This is a genomic window from Paracoccus sp. J56, from assembly GCF_019633685.1.
GTDB lineage: Bacteria > Pseudomonadota > Alphaproteobacteria > Rhodobacterales > Rhodobacteraceae > Paracoccus > Paracoccus kondratievae.
Genome location: NZ_JAFL01000001.1, coordinates 62,095 through 85,294, shown reverse-complemented (window position 1 = coordinate 85,294; position 23,200 = coordinate 62,095). Strand labels below are relative to the sequence as shown.

Annotated in this window: 22 protein-coding genes; 16 read left to right on the top strand and 6 right to left on the bottom strand. The window is 62.3% G+C overall.

Going from position 1 to position 23,200, the window contains the following annotated elements; all coding sequences use genetic code 11:
- The 3 genes from M511_RS00385 to M511_RS00375 all read left to right on the top strand — a co-directional run bounded on the left by M511_RS00385 (position 1) and on the right by M511_RS00375 (position 4,188).
- Entirely contained in the window at positions 1–189 is a 189-nt protein-coding gene (locus M511_RS00385) for a zinc-finger domain-containing protein (RefSeq protein WP_010392399.1), read from the top strand.
- Positions 190–354: 165 nt separating this feature from the next.
- Positions 355–3,189 carry a DNA polymerase I gene (gene polA, locus M511_RS00380; RefSeq protein ID WP_085501078.1) on the top strand — a complete coding sequence of 945 codons (2,835 nt, stop codon included), beginning with the start codon at positions 355–357 and terminating at the stop codon, positions 3,187–3,189.
- Between the two features lie 45 nt (positions 3,190–3,234).
- Positions 3,235–4,188 (top strand): cation diffusion facilitator family transporter, encoded by a 954-nt coding sequence (locus M511_RS00375; protein WP_010392394.1) that lies wholly within the window; start codon positions 3,235–3,237, stop codon positions 4,186–4,188.
- Here M511_RS00375 and hemN read toward each other — a convergent pair.
- Positions 4,185–5,540 (bottom strand): oxygen-independent coproporphyrinogen III oxidase, encoded by a 1,356-nt coding sequence (hemN, locus tag M511_RS00370; RefSeq protein WP_085501077.1) that lies wholly within the window; start codon positions 5,538–5,540, stop codon positions 4,185–4,187. The two genes, M511_RS00375 and hemN, sit on opposite strands and share 4 nt — an antisense overlap.
- A gap of 47 nt (positions 5,541–5,587) precedes the next feature.
- Between hemN and fnrL the strand changes: the two genes are divergently transcribed.
- Positions 5,588–6,337, top strand: a complete 750-nt coding sequence (fnrL, locus tag M511_RS00365; protein WP_010392388.1) for a transcriptional regulator FnrL — start codon at positions 5,588–5,590, stop codon at positions 6,335–6,337.
- 70 nt (positions 6,338–6,407) lie between these two features.
- On the opposite strand, the gene M511_RS00360 is transcribed toward fnrL, so the two are convergent.
- Positions 6,408–7,241: a universal stress protein gene (locus M511_RS00360; protein ID WP_010392386.1), complete on the bottom strand. Its 834-nt coding sequence runs from the start codon at positions 7,239–7,241 to the stop codon at positions 6,408–6,410.
- 247 nt (positions 7,242–7,488) lie between these two features.
- Between M511_RS00360 and ccoN the strand changes: the two genes are divergently transcribed.
- From ccoN to M511_RS00300, 12 genes are all read left to right on the top strand, one after another.
- Positions 7,489–9,108, top strand: a complete 1,620-nt coding sequence (ccoN, locus tag M511_RS00355) for a cytochrome-c oxidase, cbb3-type subunit I (RefSeq protein WP_029371287.1) — start codon at positions 7,489–7,491, stop codon at positions 9,106–9,108.
- Between the two features lie 9 nt (positions 9,109–9,117).
- Complete coding sequence (gene ccoO, locus M511_RS00350) at positions 9,118–9,843, top strand: cytochrome-c oxidase, cbb3-type subunit II (RefSeq protein WP_010392383.1); 726 nt, start codon at positions 9,118–9,120, stop codon at positions 9,841–9,843.
- An 8-nt stretch (positions 9,844–9,851) separates the two neighbouring features.
- On the top strand, positions 9,852–10,040 hold the full coding sequence (locus M511_RS00345; RefSeq protein WP_010392381.1) for a CcoQ/FixQ family Cbb3-type cytochrome c oxidase assembly chaperone: 189 nt from the start codon (positions 9,852–9,854) through the stop codon (positions 10,038–10,040).
- Positions 10,040–11,068 (top strand): cytochrome-c oxidase, cbb3-type subunit III, encoded by a 1,029-nt coding sequence (gene ccoP / locus M511_RS00340; protein ID WP_010392378.1) that lies wholly within the window; start codon positions 10,040–10,042, stop codon positions 11,066–11,068. Before M511_RS00345 ends, ccoP begins: the two co-directional genes overlap by 1 nt.
- Before the next feature lie 291 nt (positions 11,069–11,359).
- Positions 11,360–12,817, top strand: coding sequence for a cytochrome c oxidase accessory protein CcoG (gene ccoG / locus M511_RS00335; protein ID WP_085501076.1), 1,458 nt, complete (start codon positions 11,360–11,362; stop codon positions 12,815–12,817).
- Entirely contained in the window at positions 12,817–13,281 is a 465-nt protein-coding gene (locus tag M511_RS00330) for a FixH family protein (RefSeq protein WP_010392375.1), read from the top strand. Before ccoG ends, M511_RS00330 begins: the two co-directional genes overlap by 1 nt.
- Before the next feature lies 1 nt (position 13,282).
- Complete coding sequence (locus M511_RS00325; RefSeq protein ID WP_085501075.1) at positions 13,283–15,484, top strand: heavy metal translocating P-type ATPase; 2,202 nt, start codon at positions 13,283–13,285, stop codon at positions 15,482–15,484.
- A gap of 15 nt (positions 15,485–15,499) precedes the next feature.
- Positions 15,500–15,658 carry a cbb3-type cytochrome oxidase assembly protein CcoS gene (gene ccoS / locus M511_RS00320; RefSeq protein ID WP_010392371.1) on the top strand — a complete coding sequence of 53 codons (159 nt, stop codon included), beginning with the start codon at positions 15,500–15,502 and terminating at the stop codon, positions 15,656–15,658.
- Positions 15,659–15,744: 86 nt separating this feature from the next.
- Positions 15,745–17,046 (top strand): ABC transporter permease, encoded by a 1,302-nt coding sequence (locus M511_RS00315; protein WP_085501074.1) that lies wholly within the window; start codon positions 15,745–15,747, stop codon positions 17,044–17,046.
- Positions 17,039–17,701: an ABC transporter ATP-binding protein gene (locus tag M511_RS00310; protein ID WP_010392365.1), complete on the top strand. Its 663-nt coding sequence runs from the start codon at positions 17,039–17,041 to the stop codon at positions 17,699–17,701. Before M511_RS00315 ends, M511_RS00310 begins: the two co-directional genes overlap by 8 nt.
- Positions 17,702–17,717: 16 nt before the next feature.
- Entirely contained in the window at positions 17,718–18,221 is a 504-nt protein-coding gene (locus M511_RS00305; protein ID WP_010392363.1) for a phosphatase PAP2 family protein, read from the top strand.
- 113 nt (positions 18,222–18,334) lie between these two features.
- Complete coding sequence (locus tag M511_RS00300) at positions 18,335–18,775, top strand: hypothetical protein (protein WP_176224494.1); 441 nt, start codon at positions 18,335–18,337, stop codon at positions 18,773–18,775.
- On the opposite strand, the gene M511_RS00295 is transcribed toward M511_RS00300, so the two are convergent.
- The 4 genes from M511_RS00295 to M511_RS00280 all read right to left on the bottom strand — a co-directional run bounded on the left by M511_RS00295 (position 18,744) and on the right by M511_RS00280 (position 23,053).
- Complete coding sequence (locus M511_RS00295; protein WP_085501073.1) at positions 18,744–19,079, bottom strand: YnfA family protein; 336 nt, start codon at positions 19,077–19,079, stop codon at positions 18,744–18,746. The genes M511_RS00300 and M511_RS00295 overlap by 32 nt on opposite strands.
- On the bottom strand, positions 19,076–21,046 hold the full coding sequence (gene parE, locus M511_RS00290) for a DNA topoisomerase IV subunit B (protein WP_010392356.1): 1,971 nt from the start codon (positions 21,044–21,046) through the stop codon (positions 19,076–19,078). Before parE ends, M511_RS00295 begins: the two co-directional genes overlap by 4 nt.
- A 130-nt stretch (positions 21,047–21,176) precedes the next feature.
- A complete protein-coding gene (locus M511_RS00285) occupies positions 21,177–21,836 on the bottom strand; it encodes a glutathione S-transferase family protein (RefSeq protein ID WP_085501072.1) in 660 nt (219 codons plus the stop codon).
- A gap of 35 nt (positions 21,837–21,871) precedes the next feature.
- A complete protein-coding gene (locus M511_RS00280; RefSeq protein WP_085501071.1) occupies positions 21,872–23,053 on the bottom strand; it encodes a dipeptidase in 1,182 nt (393 codons plus the stop codon).
- Between the last annotated feature and the right edge of the window lie 147 nt (positions 23,054–23,200).

The following is a 23,200-nucleotide window of genomic DNA, read 5'->3' as shown; positions in this document are numbered from 1 at the left end:
ATGACCATTCCGGCCCCCGAGATACAAACCGTCACCTCCTGGAAGATTGCCTGCGACGGAGACGAAAAGCGGGGATTGGGTCATCCGCGCGTCTGGCTGGCCATCCCGCGGGATACCGGCTGGGTCGAATGCGGCTATTGCGACAAGCGTTTCGTCATCGACCGCGAACACGCGCACGACGACCACTGATCCTGGCTTTAGCCTGAAATGACAGGGCGGCGGCATCATGCCTGCCGCCTGATGGCCTATGCGTGGCGGACGCTGCGGGCAGGCTGGGGGCCGGTGCTTGCTCTTGGCCCGCCGGGCGCTTCGTGGCAGTAAGAAGGCCGAAACGACAGGCAGGAGGATGCGCAGATGGGTGAGGCAACCGACAATGAGGCTTTCGGCAAAGGCCACCACCTGCATCTGATCGACGGCTCGGCCTTTATCTTTCGCGCCTATCACGCGCTGCCGCCGCTGACCCGGCGCAGTGACGGGCTGCCGATGGGCGCGGTTGCCGGCTTTTGCAATATGCTGTGGAAATATCTGCAGGACGGCAAGGGTTCGGACCAGCCGACCCATGCGGCGGTGATCTTTGACCATTCGTCGCGCACGTTCCGCAACGAGATCTATCCTCTCTACAAGGCCAACCGCCCCGAGCCGCCCGAAGATCTGCGCCCGCAATTCCCGCTGACGCGTGAGGCGACCCGAGCCTTCAACATCGCCTGTATCGAGACCGAGGGGTATGAGGCTGACGATATCATTGCCACTCTGGCTTGTCGGGCGCGGGATGCGGGCGGGCGTGTGACCATCATCAGTTCGGACAAGGACCTGATGCAGCTTGTCGGCGGCGGGGTCGAAATGATGGACCCGATCAAGAACAAGCCCATCGGCCCCGACGAAGTGTTCGAGAAATTCGGCGTCGGCCCCGAGCGGGTGGTTGATGTGCAGGCGCTTGCAGGCGATTCCGTCGATAACGTGCCCGGTGCGCCCGGCATTGGCATCAAGACCGCCGCCCAGCTTATTCAGGAATACGGCGATCTGGAAACGCTGCTTGCCCGGGCCGAAGAGATCAAGCAGCCCAAGCGTCGCCAGACGCTGATCGACAATGCCGAACAGATCCGCATCTCGAAACGGCTGGTCGAACTTGACTGCGAGACTCCTCTGGAGATGGAGCTTCAAAGCCTCTCGATCCGCGAACCCGAGCCTGAGCCGCTGCTGGAGTTTCTGACCCGGCTTGAGTTGCGCACCCTTGCCCGGCGGGTTGCCGACCGTTTCGAGGTTGAGCCTCCTGTGGTTAGCGAACAGCCCTCGGCCCCGATCACTGCTGCCGCCAGTCCCGCCGCGCCGGTTGCCGAACTGCCACCCATCGACCGCAGCCTTTACGTCACCATCCGCGATGAGGCGGTGTTGGCTGAATGGCTGACCGAGATTGCCGAGAAAGGCATTGTCGCCATTGATACCGAAACGACCGGCCTTGATGAGATGCAGGCCGGGCTGGTCGGGATTTCGCTCTGCACCGGACCGGGGCGGGCCGCCTATCTGCCGCTTGGCCATGTCGAGGGCACGGCCGACCTTTTGGGTTCTGGTGCATTGGTCGAGGGGCAGATGCCGGTCGAGCGTGCGCTTGAATTGCTCAAGCCGGTGCTTGAGGACCCGGCGGTGCTGAAGATCGGCCAGAACATCAAATATGACTGGAAGGTTCTGGCCCGCCACGGCATCCGGATGGTGCCCATCGACGACACCATGTTGCTGTCTTATGCGCAGAATGCCGGGGCGCATAACCACGGCATGGATGAACTGGCCGAGCTGTATCTTGGCCATCGCTGCGTGCCGATCAAAGAGTTGATCGGGACGGGCCGGACCCAGATCAGCTTTGCCGAGGTGCCGGTTGACAAGGCCAGTGAATATGCCGCCGAGGATGCCGAGGTGACATGGCGGCTTTGGGACCATTTACGTCCGAAACTTGCCCCTAACCATGTCACTACCGCCTATGAGAGGCTGGAACGTCCCATGGTGCCCGTCCTTGCTGATATGGAGATGACGGGCATCCGCATCGACGCTGAACATCTGCGGAGGATGTCCAGCGCCTTTGCGCAGAAGATGGCGGCGCTGGAAGCAGAAATTCATACCCTCGCCGGCGGCCCTTTCAACGTCGGCAGCCCCAAGCAGCTGGGTGAAATCCTGTTTGAACGTATGGGCCTGCAAGGCGGCAAGCAGGGCAAGACCGGGGCGTTTTCGACCAGCGCCGAGGTGCTTGAGGATCTTGCCGCCGAGGGGCATGAGCTTCCTGCGCGGGTGCTGGACTGGCGGGCGCTGTCCAAACTGAAGTCGACCTATACCGATGCGCTGCCTCAGCACGTGAACCCCGAAACCGGCCGCGTCCACACCAGCTATTCGATTGCCGGGGCGCAGACCGGACGGCTGGCCTCGACCGATCCCAACCTGCAAAACATCCCGGTCAGGACCGAAGAGGGGCGCCGTATCCGCGAAGCCTTTATTGCCGGGCCGGGGATGCGGCTTGTCAGCCTTGACTACAGCCAGATCGAGTTGCGCATCCTTGCCCATGTCGCCCGGATCCCGGCGTTGAAACAGGCGTTCCGCGACGGGATCGACATTCACGCCATGACCGCAAGCCAGATGTTCGGCGTGCCGGTCGAGGGGATGGACCCGATGATCCGCCGCCGCGCCAAGGCGATCAACTTTGGCGTGATCTATGGCATCTCTGGCTTTGGTCTGGCGCGCAACCTGCGCATTCCGCGCGCCGAGGCGCAAAGCTTTATCGACACCTATTTTGAGCGCTTTCCCGAAATCCGCGCCTATATGGATCGCGTGGTGGCCGAGGCCAAGCAGGACGGTTTCGTGCGCACCCTCTTTGGGCGCCGGATCATGACACCTGGCATCAACCAGTCCGGTCCGGCAGCGGGCGGGGCGCGTCGCGCGGCGATCAATGCGCCAATTCAGGGTGCGGCCGCCGATATCATCCGTCGCGCCATGATCCGTATGCCCGATGCAATCAGGCATTTGCCGGCCCGGATGCTGCTGCAGGTGCATGACGAACTGGTCTTTGAGGTTGAGGAAACAGCGGTGCCCGAACTGATCGAGGTGGCGCGCGATGTGATGCAGGGCGCGGCAGATCCCGCTGTTCAGCTGGATGTGCCGCTGATCGTCGAGGCGGGGCAGGGCCTGAACTGGGCCGAGGCGCATTAAGCGGGCATGTCTCCGGTCAGCAGCACCAGGCAATGAGAGGGTGTAATGGGCCATTCGCACATCCATGACGGGCACGGTCATTCGCATCTGCCGGGCGGGGCGGGGGATGGCACCATTCTGGTCGCGGTGGTGGTCAACCTTGCGCTGACCGGGGCGCAGATCCTTGGTGGCTATATCGCCGACTCAACCGCTCTGATCGCGGACGGGGTGCATAATCTTTCGGACGCTTTGGCGCTGGTGCTGGCCTTTGGCGCGCGGCGTCTTGCCCGCCGGCCCGCCACCCCTGAGATGAGCTATGGGTGGGGTAGGGCCGAGATCGTCGCGGCCTTTGTCAATTATGTGGCGCTGATTGCCATTTCGGTCTGGCTTGCGATCGAGGCGCTGGGCAGGCTGGCCTCACCCCCTCAGGTCGGGGCCGGGCTGGTGATGGCACTGGCGGGCTTTGCCCTGATCGTCGATATCGCCACGGCGGCGCTGGTCTGGCGGGCATCGCGCGAAAGCGTCAATATCCGCGCGGCTTTCCTGCACAACCTTGCAGATGCGGCGGTCTCGTTGGCGGTGATCCTTGGCGGGCTGCTGATCTGGGCCTTTGGCTGGCAGATCGCCGACCCGCTGCTGACGCTGCTGATCTCGGCCGTCATCCTGTGGCATGTCGGGCAAGAGATCGGGCCGGTCATGCGTATGCTGATGCTTGCCGCGCCCCCGGGTATCGACCATCAGGCCCTGATCCGTACGGTTACCGGGGTCGAGGGCGTTGCCAGCGCCCATCATCTGCATCTGTGGCAGATTGATGAGCGTCGCAACGCGCTGTCCGCCCATCTGGTGATGCGCGATGGCGCCGATCAGGGTCTGGCCGTTCAGCGTGTCAAGGCGCTACTGCGGCAAGATTTCGGCATTGATCATGCCACTATCGAGACCGAGCGCGAGGGCGCACCCTGTAGTGACTCCCGTCATCACCATGGCCATGACGATCACGGTAGCCACGATCACCATCACTAGATCGCGGCCGAATGTCCCGAGGCAGCCATGTCATAGCCGTCAAACATCCGTGCGATCATCCGGGTCAGCGGCCGGCCCTGCGTGGTGATGCGCAGGCCCGTGCTGTCGCATTCGACCATCTCACCGAAATGGGCTCTGACGGGTGCAAATAGCTGATCAAGGCTTTCTGCGTCAAAGCCATAGTCGCGGGTGAATTCTTCGGCGCGGATCTCGAAATCGCACATCAGCGCCTCGATCATGCGGGCGCGCCATTTGTCCTCGGCACTGAACCTGTGGCCGCGCACGGTCGAAAAGCGGCCTTCGCGGATATGGCCCAGATGTGCGCCGGTCGCAGGTGCGTTCTGCGCATAGCCCTGTGGGAAACGCGAGATTGACGAGGCGCCAAGCCCGATCAGCACTTCGGCCCGGTCGTCGGTGTAGCCCTGGAAATTGCGCCGCAAAAGGCCCGTCTTTTGTGCCTGCGCAAGCCCGTCTCCCGGACGGGCGAAATGGTCGATGCCGATTTCTTCGTAGCCGTCGGCCAGAAACAGGGCACGCGCAGTCTCAAACAGCTTCAGCCGCCCATGGGGGTCAGGCAACCGGTCAGACGGCAGCATTACCTGGCGCTTGGCCATCCATGGCACATGGGCATAACCGTAAAGGGCGACCCGGTCGGGCGATAGCGCCAAGAGCTTTTGCACCGATTCCGAGATGCGATGGGGGGTCTGATCGGGCAGGCCGTAAAGAATGTCGGTGTTGAGACTGGCAATGCCGCGGTCGCGGATCATGTCGACAGCGCGCCGGGTAGTTTCAAAGCTTTGCTCGCGGCCGATGATCTTTTGGATTTCGGGGTCAAAGTCCTGCACGCCTATCGAGGCACGGTTCAACCCCGCATCGGCCAGCGCGTCCATCCGTGCATCATCGATCTCATTGGGGTCGATCTCGACCGAGAATTCCGCGCCTTCAGCCAGCGGGAAGGTATCAAGTACGGCACCCGCAACGCGGCGCATCATCTCGGCCGGCATCAAGGTCGGTGTGCCGCCGCCCCAATGCAGTCGCGACAACCGGACGCCCGGTGCAAGAGCGGCCTTCAGCATCTCAAGTTCGGTCAGAAGGGCCTCGGCATAAGCGCGGACCGGTTCCTCGGATTGCGTACCCTGGGTGCGGCAGGCGCAGAACCAGCATAGCCGCCGGCAGAAGGGCACATGCATGTACAATGAGATCGAGGCGCCCGCCGGGATCGCGCCCAGCCATTCGCGAAAGACGGGCTCACCTATTGCGGCGGTGAAATGCGGCGCGGTGGGATAGCTCGTGTAACGCGGCACACGTGCGTCAAACAATCCCAGGCGCTCAAGTTGCGATTGCTGTTCCATACTGCTATTATTGGCCTAACTCGCGCCAGGACCTTGATACAAATCAAATGCCACATGATGCCGCCCTTTGCGCGACGCAGCAGCCCTGCGAAATCTGTCCCATCCGCTATCGGGCTGTTTGTGCACATTGCGAAGGCGATGAACTGGCTGAACTGGAAAGCATGAAATTCTATCGCCGGTTTGAGGCGGGGCAGGTGGTGGTCTGGGCTGGCGACCGGATGGATTTCGTGGCCTCGGTCGTGGCTGGCATGGCGGGGCTGACCCAGCAGCTTGAGGATGGGCGCACCCAGATGGTCGGCCTGTTGCTGCCCAGCGATTTTCTGGGCCGGCCGGGTCGTGAGTCAGCCGCCTATACCGTCACCGCGACCAGCGATCTGTTGCTGTGCTGCTTTCGTCGCAAGCCCTTTGAGCGGTTGCTCATTGACAATCCCCGCATCGCAAGCCGCCTGCTTGAGATGACGCTGGACGAACTGGACGCCGTGCGCGACTGGCTTTTGCTGCTTGGGCGCAAATCGGCGCGTGAAAAGATCGCCTCGCTGCTGGTTATCCTTGCCCGGCGCGAGGCGGCACTGATCAAGCGTCGGCCCGAGGGGCGCATTGCCGTCGAACTACCGCTGACGCGTGAAGCGATGGCAGATTATCTTGGCCTGACGCTGGAAACCGTCAGCCGGCAGATGAGCGCGCTGAAGCGTGAAGGGGTGATCGAGCTTGAAGGCAAGCGCCGGGTGATCGTGCCTTCGTTCCAGGACCTGGTGCTGGAAAGCGGAGATGATTCCGATGGCGGACCGTTGAGCTAAAGCCAATCGGGCAGCCTGCCTGTCCCGGGTTATGCCCCGCGGCATTCGCCGCGGGGTTTTTCATGTCTGATCAGTGCGTCATCAGCACAGGGACCTGCGCCTTTTCCAGCATGTTGCGGGTGGCCCCGCCCAGGATTGCCTCGCGGAAACGCGAATGGCCATAGGCGCCCATGACCAGCATATCGGCGCCGATCTCGGTCGCGCGACGATTCAAAATATCGCTGACCAATGGCTGCGTCTTGGCCAGAACCGCGATCTCGGCCTTGACGCCATGGCGAGTGAGCATCTGGCATAGCGCACCGCCGGGGTCCGAACGCTCGGGGCCGGTGGGCGAGGGAGCGATGATGGTGATTTCGACACTATCCGCTGCGATCAGCAGGGGCAGCGCGCGCCGAACGGCGGCCATCGCCTCGTTCGACTGGTTCCAGGCGATCATGATCTTTTTGCCAAAGGGCGATTTCAGCTCTTCGGGGACGATCAGAACCGGGGCGGTGCCCTCGAACAAGGCGGCCTCGGTCACTGCCTCGGCGTCGGTGGGCGCGCCTTCGCAATAGGGGCGGCTCAGCACCACAAGATCGGCATAACGCGCGCGCATCCCGACCAGCGTTGACAGCCCGCCGACCTGTGCCACGGCCGAATCGACCGACCAGCGGATATCCTCGGGGTTCAGCCGCTCGCGGACCTTTTCTTCAAGCTCGCTTGCTGCGGCCATGGCCTTGTCGATGGATTCCTGGAACACATAGGCCGAGGCACCGGCGTAGTAATATCCGCTTTGGGTGTGATCGACACCAAGGCAGAATACATCAAGATGCGCATCCTCGCGCCGGGCCATGGCGATGGCCGAATCAAGCTGCTTGTGCTGATTGGTGTTGGTAAGAACGGTCAGGATTGTCTTGTAGCCCATGGGCTCTCCTTTCACGGTTCAGGGCGATTCTTGCCCCTTTCCGGGGGGAATCGCAATCGCTCGCCTTAGCCAACTGCGACATCCTGTCCGGATATTTAACGATTTTACACCTGTCCCGTGTATCCTGATTGATGCAGATCAAAGTCTCACGAAACTGTGCAGAGATAAAAGGATCTGTCGAAGCCCCACCCGGCAGCGTCTTTTGATGTCCCGGGTGGTCTCGCCGCTGGATGAAGGACAGAAATTCATGTTGGACACCATCAAGCTGATCGCGCTTGGCTCGATTGCGGTTCTGGCCGCGATCGCGGCCAACTATGCGCGGCCCGATGATCCCGCCTACCTAGTGAACGCCTTGATCGTCATGCTGGTGGCGGGTGTCATGTTCGTGCGGGTGCTGCGCCAGATGGGGAACGAGCAACCCTCCCTCGAGCCCCACCCTGAGACCGAATATATGGACGGGGTGGTGCGGGCCGGCGTCATCGCCACCGCATTCTGGGGGGCCGTGGGCTTTCTGGTCGGGGTGGTCATCGCCCTGCAGCTGGCCTTTCCGGTGCTGAACCTCAGCGACATCACCATGGGCTATACGAACTTTGGCAAGCTGCGCCCGCTGCATACCTCGGCGGTGATCTTTGCCTTTGGTGGCAACGCGCTGATCGCCACGTCGTTCTATGTCGTGCAGCGCACCTCGGCCGCACGGCTTTGGGGCGGCAATGCGGCCTGGTTCGTGTTCTGGGGCTATCAGCTTTTCATCGTTCTGGCCGCGACCGGCTATATTCTTGGTGCCACGCAGTCCAAGGAATACGCTGAACCCGAATGGTACGTTGACTGGTGGCTGACGCTGGTCTGGGTCGTCTATCTGGCCGTGTTCCTGGGCACGATCCTGAAGCGGAAAGAGCCGCATATCTATGTGGCGAACTGGTTCTATCTGTCCTTCATCGTCACCATCGCCATGCTGCATATCGTCAACAACCTGGCGATCCCGGTCAGCGTATTCGGCTCAAAGTCGGTGCAGCTGTTCTCGGGCGTGCAGGATGCGATGACGCAATGGTGGTACGGACATAACGCCGTGGGCTTTTTCCTGACCGCCGGCTTCCTGGGGATGATGTATTACTTCATCCCCAAACAGGCCGAGCGTCCGGTCTATAGCTACAAGCTGTCGATCATCCACTTCTGGGCGCTGATCTTTCTGTACATCTGGGCCGGTCCGCACCACCTGCACTATACCGCGCTGCCCGACTGGGCCTCGACGCTGGGCATGGTGTTCTCGATCATGCTGTGGATGCCTTCCTGGGGCGGTATGATCAACGGTCTGATGACGCTTTCTGGCGCATGGGACAAGCTGCGCACCGATCCCATCATCCGCATGATGGTTGTTGCGGTCGGCTTCTACGGCATGGCGACCTTTGAAGGTCCGATGATGTCGATCAAGGCCGTGAACTCGCTGTCGCACTATACTGACTGGACCATCGGTCACGTCCACTCCGGCGCTTTGGGCTGGAACGGCATGATCACCTTTGGCGCGCTTTACTATCTGGTGCCGCGTCTGTGGGGTCGTGAACGGCTCTATTCGCTCTCTCTGGTCAGCTGGCACTTCTGGCTCGCGACCATCGGCCTGGTGCTTTACGCCGCCTCGATGTGGGTCTCGGGCATCATGGAAGGGCTGATGTGGCGCGAGGTCGATTCCCAGGGCTTCCTGGTCAACGCCTTCGCCGACACGGTTGCCGCGAAGTTCCCGATGAACGTGGTGCGTGCGCTTGGTGGGGTGCTGTACCTCGGCGGTGCGCTGATCATGTGCTACAACCTTTGGGCCACGGTCGCGCGCCAGCCCAAGACCCAGCCGACCACTATTGCGGTCCCGGCAGAGTGAGGACGGATCATGGCAATTCTTGATAAGCATAAGGTTCTGGAAAAGAACGCAACGCTGCTGCTGGTCTTTTCCTTTCTGGTGGTGACCATCGGGGGCATCGTTGAGATTGCGCCGTTGTTCTATCTGCAGAACACCATTGAGAAGGTCGAGGGGATGCGGCCCTATACGCCGCTGGAACTGAAGGGGCGCGACATCTATGTGCGCGAAGGCTGCTATGTCTGCCATAGCCAGATGATCCGCCCGATGCGCGACGAGGTCGAGCGTTATGGCCATTACAGCCTTGCTGCCGAGTCGATGTATGATCATCCGTTCCAGTGGGGCTCGAAACGTACCGGGCCGGACCTTGCCCGGGTCGGGGGACGCTATTCGGACGAATGGCACATCGACCACCTGGTGAACCCGCAAGGGGTGGTGCCGGAATCGATCATGCCGAAATACGGCTTCCTTCTGGATCGCAAGATCGACCCCTCGAACATCGAGCAACGCTTGCGCACCGATGCGCTGGTCGGCGTGCCCTATAGCGACGAGATGATCGCCGCCGGTCGGGCCGACTTCCTGGCGCAGGCCGATCCTGATGCGGATGCCTCGGGCCTTGAGGAACGCTATCCGGGTGCCCAGCAGCGCAATTTCGACCGCCGCCCCGGCGTGTCTGAAATGGATGCTCTGGTGGCCTATTTGCAGGTGCTGGGCACGATGGTCGATTTCTCGACCTTCGAACCTGATCCAAATCGCTGAGGTGCGTCATGGACAGATATTCTTTCCTGCGCGAACTGGCCGATAGCTGGGTGCTTCTGGCGCTGGTGATCTTTTTTCTGGGCGTGGTGGTCTTTGCCTTCAGGCCGGGTTCGCGGCCGATGCACCGTGACGCAGCCGAAAGCATCTTCCGCAATGAGATGAGGCCCGCCCCGGCGGGCGAGAAGGAGGTCGAGTGATGGCCGATACCGACGACGAGCACACCAGCCCGCAGAGCCCCGATAACCGGGCCGAGCTGGAACGCCAGGCCGCCGACAAGGCTCAGAAGGACCAGACCCTTGCCCAATCCTCCGAGGGTCAGCCGGTCAGCCCGCGCCCCGGTGCAACCCGGGTCGTGCGCGACCGCAAGGGCGCGCGCCGGGTGATCGAGGTGCCCTCGACCGGGCATTCCTGGGACGGGATCGAGGAATATGACAATCCGCTGCCGCGCTGGTGGCTGTGGACCTTTTACGCCACCATCATCTGGTCGGTGGCCTATGTCATCGCCTATCCTGCGATCCCGCTTTTGAACGGATCGACACAAGGGGTGCTGGGCCAGAACTATCGCTCGGACGTGGCGGCCGAGATCCAGCGATTCAAGGACGCGAATGCGCCCATCCAGGCCAAGCTGGTAGAAACCCCGCTTGAGGAAATCGCCGCCGATCCGGAACTGGCGAACTATACCGCCAATGCCGGTGCCGCGATCTTCCGCACCTGGTGTGCGCAGTGTCACGGTTCCGGGGCGGGCGGTGCGACGGGCTACCCTTCGCTGCTGGATAATGACTGGCTGTGGGGCGGCTCGCTGGAGGATATCCACACCACCGTGACCCACGGTATCCGCGATCCGCAGAACGATGATACACGCTATTCGGAAATGCCGCGTTTTGGCACGGACGAGATGTTGGACAACACTCAGATCCGTCAGGTCGTAAACCATGTGCTTGCGCTTGGCGGCCTGCCGCATGACGCGGCGCTGGCGACCGAAGGTGAGGCGGTCTTTGCCGATAACTGCGTCTCGTGCCATGGCGAGGACGGCACCGGCGACCGCAGCCAGGGTGCCCCGGACCTGACGGATGCGGTCTGGCTATATGGTTCGGACCCGGCAACGATCACACGTATTGTGCATGACGGACCCTTTGGCGTCATGCCCGCCTGGACGGGCCGTCTGTCCGAGGCCGACATTCGCGCCGTTGCCGCCTATGTCCACAGCCTTGGCGGCGGCGAATAACAAAACACCGGGATCCCTGGCCGGGTAACCGGCCGGGGAGGCACCGGCCCCCTGTCCTGTTCGCGCGTTTCCAAGGGGGCCGGTGCGCTTATCAAACGTCAATCCCTGCGGCCGGCGCAAGCCGGTTCGCGTGTTTTTCTCCGAGGCAGGTCTTTGGCGCATGCGACAAAGCGGCCCATGCCCCGCACCTTGTTCCATCGCTATAAGCCAGCGGACCCGCGCTTGATGCAGATCAATGCGCCGGTGCGGCCCGGCCCGCTATGATCGGGCCACGCGCAACAGGAGCTAATCATGTCGAACCCCGACATCGACCCGCCACGTCTATATGCCGCCCGAGAGCCGATCTTTCCCCGCCGTGTCCATGGCTGGTTTCGCAACCTGAAATGGATCATCATGGCGGTAACGCTGGCGATCTATTACATCACGCCGTGGATCCGCTGGGACCGGGGACCAAGCCTGCCCGATCAGGCGGTGCTGATCGATCTGGCCAACCGCCGCTTCTATTTCTTCTGGATCGAGATCTGGCCGCATGAATTCTATTTCGTTGCCGGCCTTTTGGTCATGGCGGGGCTGGGGTTGTTTCTGTTCACCTCGGCGCTGGGGCGGGTCTGGTGCGGCTATGCCTGCCCGCAGACGGTATGGACCGATCTTTTCATCCTGACAGAGCGTTGGGTCGAGGGCGACCGGAACGCTCGTGTCCGGCTGTGGAACGCGCCGTGGGATGCCCGCAAGCTGAGGCTGCGACTGACGAAATGGGCGATCTGGCTGCTGATCGCCGTGGCGACGGGCGGGGCCTGGATCTTTTATTTCACCGACGCGCCGACGCTGCTTCGCAATCTCTTTACCGGGGACGCCCATCCGGTCGCCTATATCACCATGGGGATTCTGACCGCGACGACCTTCCTGTTTGGCGGTTTCGCGCGTGAGCAGATCTGTATTTATGCCTGCCCATGGCCGCGCATTCAGGCCGCGATGATGGATGAGGATACCCTGACCGTCGCCTATCGCGAATGGCGGGGTGAGCCGCGTGGCAAACTGCACCGGGGGGAGGCGACCAGATCCGAAGGCGGCCCCAAGGGTGATTGCATCGACTGCATGGCTTGCGTGAACGTTTGCCCCATGGGCATCGACATTCGTGACGGCCAGCAGCTGGAGTGCATCACCTGCGCGCTGTGCATCGACGCCTGCGACGAGGTGATGGGCAAGATCGGCAAACCGCGCGGCCTGATCGACTATATGGCGCTGCGGGACGAGGCAGCCGAGCGTGCGGGCGAGACCCCGAAACCGCTGCTGAAACATATCCTGCGTCCGCGCACGGTGCTGTACTTTACGCTCTGGGCCGGGATCGGGGTTGCGCTGCTGGTTGCGCTGTTCCTGCGCTCTCCGTTCGATCTGAACGTGACACCGGTCAGGAACCCGCTTTACGTCACCATGGCCGATGGTGCGATCCGCAACACCTATGCGCTGCGCCTGCGCAACAAGCAGGGGGACGAGCGTGAATTTACCGTTTCGGTCCTTGGCGCAGATGGTACCCTGCCGCAGGGCGTCACCGTGACGCTTGAGGGTCTGCCTGACACCCGCGTCAGCGTATCTGCGAATAGTACCCATACCCAACGCGTCTATATCACCGCCGAAAAGGGCTCGGCCCTTGCCGGCAGTGAGCAAAGCGAGTTGACGCTGTGGGTCGAAGATGCCACCGATGGGAACAAGTCCCGGATCGGCACGGTCTTCCATGGAAGGAGTGAGTGATGCCGCGCGAACTGACTGGCCGCCATGTGTTGCTGATCACCCTGGGGGCCTTTGGCATTATCATCGCGGTCAATGTCTTTATGGCCGTGAAAGCCGTCGGCACCTTTCCTGGGCTTGAGGTCAAGAACAGCTATGTTGCCTCGCAACGCTTTGACCGTGATCGCAATGCACAAGAGGCGCTGAACTGGACCGTGACCCCGGATTATGACGGGCGCGAAATGGTGCTGGTGATCCGTGACGGTCAGGGCAATCCCGCACCTGTCAGCACGCTTGAGGTCACCGTTGGTCGCCCCACCCATGTGCGCGACGACCAGCGGCCCGAGTTCACTTACTCTGGCGGCCTCTTTCGCGCGCCGCTTGTTCTTGCGCCGGGACAATGGAACATCCACCTGACCGCCACCGCGCCAGACGGCACAGTGTTCCGCCAGCGTATCGACCACTACAACGGCAACCGGGTGCAGTGAGATGTCGGACGCCACGCTGCACGACCACGACGCCCGGCTTTCGGCTTGTCCGGCTTGCGATGCTGCGCCGCTGGCTTCGCGCATTGCGTCGGCCAAAGGGGCGCAGGCGGATATCATCCTGTCGCTGCCGACCATCCATTGCGCAACCTGTATCACCGATGTTGAGGGGGTGCTGAACCGTCATCCCGGGGTCAAGGCCGCGCGGGTTAACCTGACCCTGCGCCGCGTCACCGTGGACGCGCCGGGCATGAGTGCCGAAGAGCTGATTCCCGTCGTTGAAAGCATCGGCTATGAGGCGCATGAGCTTGACCCCGCTGCGCTTAGCGCCAGCGCCGCCGACCGGCAGGGCCGCGATATCCTGATGCGCATTGGCGTATCGGGTTTTGCGATGATGAATATCATGATCCTGTCGGTTGCAGTCTGGTCAGGGGCCGAGGCCGCGACGCGGGACATGTTCCACTGGATTTCCGGGGCCATTGCCCTGCCGACTGTTGCCTTTGCTGGCCGGCCTTTCTTTTCCAGCGCCTGGCGGGCGATCAGCCATGGGCGGCTGGGGATGGATGTGCCGATCTCGCTGGCGCTGATCCTGGCAAGTTCCATCTCGGTCTATGAAACGCTGAACTCGGGCCGGCACGCCTATTTCGATGCGGCGGTGATGCTGTGCTTCTTTCTGCTGATCGGGCGCTATCTGGACTATCGCACCCGCGCCGTCGCCCGTTCTGCTGCCGAAGAGCTGACCGCGCTTGAGGTGCCGCGCGCCTTTCGTATCACTGCTGCCGGCGATGAGCCCGTGCCGGTATCCGAACTCGTACCGGGCGATCTGATCCGCATCCGCCCCGGCGCCCGCGTCCCCGCCGATGGAGAGATCATCGACGGGATGAGCGAAATCGACCGCTCGCTTTTAACGGGCGAGAGCATTCCGGTCGCCGCCGCCCCGGGCCTTGCGCTTTCGGCGGGCGAGGTGAACCTGACCGGTCCCCTGGTCCTGCGGGTGACGGCAGCCGGGCGCGACAGCTCACTGGCGCGGCTGACGGCACTGGTCGCCGCGGCTGAATCGGCGCGCGGCCATTATACCAGTCTTGCCGACCGCGCCTCGCGGCTATATTCGCCGCTGGTGCACCTTATGGCCTTTTGCAGCTTTCTTGGCTGGTATCTGGCCACCCATGACCTGCGGCTGGCGGTAAACATCGCGGCGGCGGTCCTGATCATCACCTGCCCCTGTGCGCTTGGCCTTGCTGTCCCGGCAGTGATCACCACAGCGTCGGGGCGGCTGTTCCGCCGCTGCATGCTGATCAAAGAGGGCACTGCGCTTGAGCGGCTGGCTGATGTCGATACCGTGGTTTTCGACAAGACCGGTACCCTGACCATGGGTGTGCCGCAGCTTGTTTCGATCAATGTCATCCCGGTTGAGGCGCGGCCTGTCGCGCTGGCGCTGGCGCAGGGCTCGGGCCATCCGCTGTCACAGGCGCTGGCGCAGGCACTGGTTGGGGCGGGTACTGTACCTGCACCCCTTGCTGATCTGCGTGAAGTGCCGGGCTATGGTATTGCGGGCAACTGGCAGGGGCGCGAGGTCCGGCTTGGCCGTGCCGACTGGCTAGGTGCCGAACATGGCGATGCCCGTCTTTCGGCCAGCTGGCTGTCGCTTGGTCAGGGTGCGCCGATCCGGCTGGAGTTTTCGGACAGGCTGCGTCCGGGGGCCGGGGAATGCGTCTCGGCGATCCTTGCCTCGGGGCGGCGAGTGCTCCTGCTGTCCGGCGATGCCGCGCCGGTGGTCGAGGATCTGGCGACCCGTCTTGGCATCGCCGAATGGCGGGCTGGCGTTACTCCGGTCGAAAAGGCCACGGCCGTGCATGATCTGCGCGAACAGGGGCTGCATGTGCTGATGGTCGGCGATGGGCTCAATGATACCGCCGCACTGACCGAGGCGCATGTTTCGATCTCACCCGCCTCGGCGCTTGATGCGGCGCGTACCGCCTCGGATATCGTGCTGGTCGGCAGCGACCTTTCCCCGGTTGCACAGTCACTGACGCTGGCCCGGCAGGCGCGTTCGCGCATCAAAGAGAATTTCGCCATCTCGTTTCTTTACAATATCGTCGCTGTGCCCATTGCCATTGCCGGTTTTGCCACCCCGCTGATGGCGGCGCTTGCCATGTCGCTGAGCTCGATCAGCGTGACGCTGAACGCGCTGCGGCTGCGGCGCTGAGGAAAGGGGAACGGGATGGAGATTCTTGGCCTTTTGATCCCGGTCTCGCTCGCGCTTGGCGGGCTGGGGCTTATTGCCTTCATCTGGGCGCTGCGCGGCCGGCAATATGAGGACCCAAAGGGCGACGCCGAGCGGATCCTCAGCACCGAATGGGACGACCGGCCCAAGCCCTGATGCATCGTTTGCCGGTCACGGCCTTGTTGGCTTGCATTGCGGGCGGGGACAGGTCAATCAGACGCGAGCCAACAGACAGGTGAGCGATGGCCAGTCCCGCCCCGTTTTCTCGATATGAATTCCTGATTGCCTGGCGCTATCTGCGCGCACGCCGCGCCGAGGGCGGGGTCAGCGTGATGACCTGGATCAGCCTGATCGGCATTACCCTTGGGGTGATGGCGCTGATCACCACCCTTGCGGTGCGCGCCGGGTTCAGGTCCGATTTCGTCGATACGATCCTGGGTGCCAATGCACATAGCACGGTCTATTACGCGCCGACACAGATCTATAATGAGCTGACCGAGGAAACCTATGTCACCCCCGGCCGGGTCGAGGATTATGAGGCCGTCGCCGCCAGCATCGCCCAGATCCCCGGCGTGACCCGCGCGGTCCCGGCGGTGCGGGCGCAGGTCATGGCGCGGCAGGGCGATGCGGCCGCCTTGGGCGATGTCTATGGCGTGACGGCCGAGTCGCTCAAGGCGATGTCCGGGATCGTTGATTCCGAACGATCGGCAGGTGACATTGATGCCTTTGATCAGGGCATCGCCATTGGTATCGGCATGGCACGCGACCTTGGCATCGGGCTGGGCGACCGGTTGCAGCTTGTGGCCCCCGACGGTGCCAGGACGCCTTTTGGCACTACGCCGCGGGTGGAATCCTTTGAGGTGGTCTTTATCTTTTCGGCCGGCCGCTACGATGTGGACCAGACGCGGATCTATATGCCACTTGCCGAGGCGCAGAGCTTTTTCAACCGCGAGGGTGTGGCGGACGAAATCGGGGTCTTTGTGGATAACCCCGAACGGATCGACGACTGGACGCTGCCTTTGCTGCAGGTGGCAGGTGAGCGGTCGCAGGTCTGGACCTGGCGCGATGCCTCAGGTTCGTTTCTTGCCGCGCTTGATATGGAGGATGACGTGATGTTCCTCATCCTCTCGATCCTCGTGCTGATCGCTTCGATGAATATCACGTCGGGCCTGATCATGCTGGTCAAGAACAAGGGGCGTGACATCGGTATCCTGCGCACCATGGGCCTGACCGAAGGTGCGGTGCTGCGGGTCTTTTTCCTTTGCGGGGCGTTCACCGGCGTAATCGGCACCATTGCCGGGGTCGTGCTGGGGGTGGTCCTGTCGCTGAACGTCGATCACATCATGGCGGCGCTGAACGCACTGACCGGGGGCGGCGCATGGCAGCCCGAGGTGCGCGGCATCTACCAGCTTACTGCCGATCTGAGGGCCTGGGACATTTTCCGTGCTGCGGTTCTGTCGCTAGGCCTGTCTTTCATCGTCACCATCTTTCCTGCGCGCCGCGCCGCGCGCATGAACCCGGTCGAGGCGCTGCGCTATGAGTGACGTTCTGGTTCTGGAAGGCATCTCAAAAACTTACGGACTGGCCGGGCCCGCCCCGGTTCCGGTGCTGTCGGACCTGTCACTGTCGGTCGCGCAGGGCGAGGTGGTGGCGCTGGTCGCGCCCTCGGGGGCCGGGAAATCGACGCTTTTGCATATCGCGGGGCTGCTTGATACCGCCGACAGTGGTCGCGTGCTGCTAAATGGCCGCGACATGAGCGGGCAGAACGACCGGACCCGGACCGAGGCCCGGCGTGAACAGTTGGGATTTGTTTATCAGTTCCACCATCTGCTGCCCGAGTTCTCGGCGGCGGAAAACGTCATCCTGCCGCAGCTTGCGAATGGTGTGGCCGAAGGGGCCGCGCGCGCCCGGGCGCTGGATCTGTTGGGCCGCGTCGGGCTGAGCCATCGCGCTGATCATCGTCCGGCGCAGCTTTCGGGGGGCGAACAGCAGCGCGTTGCTTTCTGCCGGGCACTGGCAAACCAGCCATCGCTGCTGTTGGGGGATGAGCCGACGGGGAACCTTGATCCGGCGACCTCGGACAAGGTTTTTGACGTGCTGATGGCTTTGGTGCGCGAGACGGGCCTTGCGGCACTGATCGCCACCCATAACCTTGACCTCGCACAGCGCATGGATCGGGTAATCCGTCTGGGCGGTTGAGGCAAAGGAGGTGCTCATGAGATTGGCGGCTGCGCTTTGCGCCTGTTCCCTGGCGGTTTCTGCACCAGTGGCAGCCGATCCGTTCGAACAATTCGGGACGGCCATGAAATATGGCCTGCCGCTAGCCGCCGCTGTCTGCGCCGCCGATCAGGGCCGGTTTGAGGATTTCGCTGTCCGGGGGCTGCTGCAAGCTGCGCTGGTCTGGGGAATGAAAGAGTTCTTTGACGGCCAGCCAATCTCGCGCCGGCCCTCGGGTGAGGGGAAAGGCTTCCCCTCGGGTCATACCGCTGCCGCCTTTTTCGGCGCTGCGGATCTTGCCGGGAAATGTTTCGATGACCAACCCGAGGCTGGTGCGCTGGCCTACGGTGCCGCCGGCCTGACCGGCTGGAGCAGGGTTCACGCCGGAGAGCATACGCCCGAGCAGGTCTGGACCGGGGCGCTTGTCGGATTCAGCTTTGGTGCAGCCAGCTTTGGCATCGGCAGCGAAGGTGCCAGTTTTTCTGTCGGCATGCGGTTCTGATCAATCATTTCTCAAGGTTTTAGCGCCAGGATAACCCCATTCGAGGGTCCACGCCTGCTTTGTGTAAGCGGGGCGGGCGTTCTTCAGGCGGGGTTTCAGATGGGGTTTTTGTCATGTCGGGAATGACGGCGCTGCTGCTTATGCTTGCAGCCTGCGCCCAGACTCAGATCCAGCCGATGAGCAAGGATACGTTCAAGGTTGCGACCCATGCTGCCCCGGCCTGTGGTCCGGCAGGCGCGCGTAACGTCGCCTTCAAATCCGCTGCGATCGAGGTGATCCGCAAGGGCGGCGACAAATTCGTCGTCCTCGGCGATCAAAGTGACCGCGCGGGGCAGGGCGATATCATTGTCGGATTCCAACAAAACTATTCCCGGGGAATGGTGATCAGAATGGTCTCAGATGGCTCGCCCGAGGCTGGGAATGCCCTTTCGGCGCCGGAAACGCTTGGCGCGGACTGGCAGAAAGTCGTGGCAAAGGGGTGTGCCTTCGACCTGCCAGGTGCGGGGCAGGGGGCCGTTGCGCCTAGGCTGCCCGTGATCCGACCAGGATCATGATTGCGCCCAGAACGCAAAGCGTCCCGCCAATCAGATCCCAGCGCGTCGGCACCTGCCCTTCGGTCAGCCAAAGCCAGCCGAGCGAGGCGATGACATAGATCCCGCCATAGGCCGCATAGGCGCGGCCGGCGAAATCCGTGTCCACCCGTGTCAGCAGCCAGGCAAACAGAGCCAGCGAGATCACGCCCGGCACCAGCCACAAAGGGGACTTGCCCAGCCTTAGCCATCCCCAGAAAGCAAAACAGCCCGCGATCTCGGCCAGCGCCGCAAGAACGTACAGCGCAATCGGCGCAGCCAGCGTCACACGTCCAGCTCTTCAGTGTCCGCGAACTGCGCGTTTTCCTGAATGAACTGAAAGCGCAGCTCGGGTTTTTTGCCCATCAGCCGTTCGACCAGATCGCCAGTCTCACCGCCTTCGTCCTCGTCGATCGAGACACGGATCAGCTTGCGGGTCTTGGGGTTCATGGTGGTGTCTTTCAGGTCCTTGGCGTCCATCTCGCCCAGACCCTTGAAACGCTGCACGTCGATTTTTCCCTTGCCGCCCAGACCCTTGGCAAGCCAGTGCTCTTTCTCGGCGTCATCGGCGACATAGATGCGATATGCACCTTGCGTCAGCCGGTAAAGCGGCGGGCAGGCCAGATAAAGATGCCCCTTGTCGATCAGCGGCCGCATCTGAGTAAAGAAAAAGGTCATCAACAGGCTGGCGATATGAGCCCCATCCACATCGGCATCCGTCATGATGATGATCTTGTCATAGCGCAGATCGTCGATGTTGAACCGCGAGCCCATGCCGACCCCAAGCGCCTGGCAAAGATCGGCGATTTCCTGGTTCGAGCCCAGCTTGGACGAAGCTGCGCCCAGCACGTTCAGGATCTTGCCGCGCAGGGGCAACAGTGCCTGAGTGGTGCGTTCACGCGCCATCTTGGCGCTGCCGCCGGCCGAGTCGCCTTCGACGATGAACAGCTCGGTCCCCTCGCGGTTGGTGGCCGAGCAGTCGACCAGCTTGCCGGGCAGGCGCAGTTTTTTCGTGGCCGATTTGCGGGCGGTTTCCTTTTCCTGCCTGCGGCGCAGCCGTTCCTCGGCACGCAGCACCAGAAAATCAAGGATCGCGCCCGCTGATTTCGTGTCAGACGCCAGCCAGTTATCGAAATGGTCGCGCACCGCGCCTTCGACCAGTCGCTGCGCTTCGGTCGTGGCAAGGCGGTCCTTGGTCTGGCCGACAAATTCCGGCTCTCGGATAAAACAGGACACCAGCGCGCAGCCGCCGGTCAGAAGGTCGTCGCGGGTGATCTGCGCCGCCTTCTTGTTGCTCACCCGCTCGCCATAGGCGCGGATGCCGCGCAGGATTGCGGACCAGAAGCCAGCCTCATGGGTGCCACCCTCGGGCGTAGGCACGGTGTTACAATAGGACTGGATGAAACCATCGCGCGAGGGCGTCCAGTTGATTGCCCAATCGACCTTGCCGGGGGTGTTGAATTTTTCCTTGAAATCGACGCTGCCCGAAAAGGGACGGTCGGCATAGGTCGAGGAATTGCCCAGCACCTCGGTGAGGTAATCGGCAAGGCCACCCGGGAAGTGAAAGGTCGCCTCCAGCGGCGTTTCACCGTCGTCGATTTCTGATTTCCAGCGGATTTCGACGCCTGAGAACAAATAGGCCTTGGATTTAACCATGCGAACCAGCCGCGCCGGTTTGAAGCGGTGGTGCCCGAAGATCTGCTCATCCGGGTGGAAGGTTACGGTGGTGCCGCGCCGGTTCGGTGCCGCACCCACCTTTTCGACCGGACCCAACGGCAAGCCGCGCGAGAAGCGTTGTTCGTAAAGTTCCCGGTTGCGGGCGACCTGCACCACCATGCTGTCAGAAAGCGCGTTGACGACCGAGGCACCGACGCCATGCAGGCCCCCCGATGTCTGATAGGCGTCGCCTGAGAATTTGCCACCGGCATGCAGCGTGCAAAGGATCACCTCAAGCGCCGATTTTCCGGGGAATTTCGGATGCGGGTCAATTGGAATGCCGCGGCCGTTGTCGCGGATTGTGACCGAGTAATCGGCCAGAAGCTCGACCTCGATACGGCTGGCGTGACCAGCAACAGCCTCGTCCATCGAGTTGTCTAGGATTTCAGCCACCAGATGGTGCAGCGCCCGTTCGTCGGTGCCGCCAATATACATGCCCGGGCGTTTGCGCACCGGCTCGAGTCCTTCGAGCACCTCGATGGAGGAGGCCGAATAGCTTTCGGCAGCCTTATCCGCGGCGGGAAAGAGATCGTCAGCCATGGCACCTGCTCGTCTTGTTCTTCTGAGCAGGCGTTATCTCATGTCCTGCGGTCCGGGGGCAAGGGAAAGTGGATCGCGGGGCGGCTGCCCGCTAGGGATTGTCGTTTCCGGGCCCCGATCAGATGGCATTTCAAGCGGGCTCATCCAGCCGCGCCTGCCACATTTTCTGAAAAGCCGGACGGGACTGGCAAGCCTCAAGCCAGACCTTCAGGGCAGGGAAACGGCCCATCAGCCCGGCATGTCCCTGAGCATAGCGGACCACCTCGGCCAGGTTCAGATCGGCGACGGTAAAGCGGCCGCCGACCATATGGCCGTGGCGGGCAATGTGGTCGTCAAGCACCTTGAACGGGCGCAGCAGGCGTTCGGCAGCCTGGGAAATCGCCTTCTCGGCCTCGGGTGGCCGTGGCGAGCCTTTGCCGAGGTTGGACAGAATCGTCAATGCGTCTTCTTCGATCGAGGTGGCGGCGTAAAAGCTCCATTGCAGGATCAGCGCATCCTCGATCGCATCTCCGGGGCCAAGGGGCTGACCGTATTTGCGCGCCAGATGCAGCGTGCAGGCAAAGGATTCAGACAGCACCAGATCGCCATCTTGCAGCACCGGGATTGCCCCTGCGGGGGACAGTTTCAGAAAGCTTTCCGAATGAGTGTTCAGGGGCGCATCAGGCGCATCGGGATTTGCCAGGCGATAGGCCTGAATCACCGGCACCTGTTTGAAGGGCAGGTCAAGTTCATGACAAAGCCAGATGATGCGCGAGGCACGCGAGCGGGTGACGCCATGGATGGTCAGCATGGGTTTCTCCTGATCATGGCTTTGGTGTTGCGCGGTTAAAGCACCTGCGCAAGATAGCGCATCATATTTCCGCCCATGACCTTAGCTATCTGTTCGTCGTTCAGGTCAGCATCCATCAGCGCCTGGGTCAGCGCAACCAGATGAGCCGCATCAAATGGAGCATCGACCGAGCCGTCGTAATCCGATCCGAGTGAGACGTGATCTTCGCCCACAAGCTTGATTGCCGCCGTGATTGCATTGGCAATGTCGGCCGGGGTGCGGCCGCAGACAACATCGGCCCAGTAGCCGATGCCGATCAGGCCGCCCTTTTCCGCGATCTTTTGCAGCAATTCGTCATCAAGGTTGCGCGGGCTCGGGCATTGGCCATGGATCCCGGTATGAGACAGGATCGGCCGCACGCCGGGAATGGTCAGCACGTCGCGCACCACCTGTGGGCTTGCGTGGGCAAGATCGACTATCATGCGTTTGGCGATCATCTCTTCGACAACCTGGCGGCCAAATGGGGTCAGCCCCGAGTTGTCATTGCCTTGTCCATGCAGGCTGCCGCCGAGTTCGTTGTCAAAGAAATGCGTCAGCCCGACCAGGCGGAAGCCCGCACCATAAAGCACCTGCAGATTGCCGATATTGCCTTCGAGGGGATGGGCACCTTCGGTCCCGAGGATGGCGCCGACGGTTTTTGCGCCGTTCTGCCGCGCTTCGAGCAGGGTCTGGAGATCCTCGGCCGAGCGGATCAGCATGACCTGATCAGGTGCGCGTTCGGCGGCATCGCGCAGAGCCGCCGCCTGAACGAGCGCCCGTTCCTTAAGGCTGAACCAGCTGGGCAGGGGGCGGAGCTGGCCGATAAAAAGGGGGGTAATGTTATCGGGGGCTTCAGCCGAGTTCTGGCTGTAGTTCTGGCCGCGCGGGCTTTTGGTAACAGTAGTAAAAACCTGTACCGCGACATTGCCTTCGATCAGCCGGGGAATGTCGACATGGCCGCGGTCAACGCGTTCGAGCAGGTCACGGTCCCACAGAAGCGCGTCGGAATGCCAGTCGCCGATGACAAGCTTTTGATGCAGGGCCTCGGCTTGTGGCGTCACCGGCCAGCCGGCCTCGGGCATGGTGATCGGGTTCAGTCTTTGTTCGACAAAGGCCGGGCCCCAGATTGCCACGGCAGTGGCTGCGAGAGCCGCCAGCGCCAGAAGCCAAAGGATGATGCGCCGAAGTCTGCGGATCATGCTGTCCCCTTTCCTTGTTTGCGGGCAGCATAGGACAGGTGTCCGGGACAGGCGATGAAAAACTGTCCCGGCTGCCGCCGGGGAAGGGGCTCTGCCCCATCCCTTCGGGATTCCCCGGGATATTTTAACACGAAAGAAGGGGTTAGA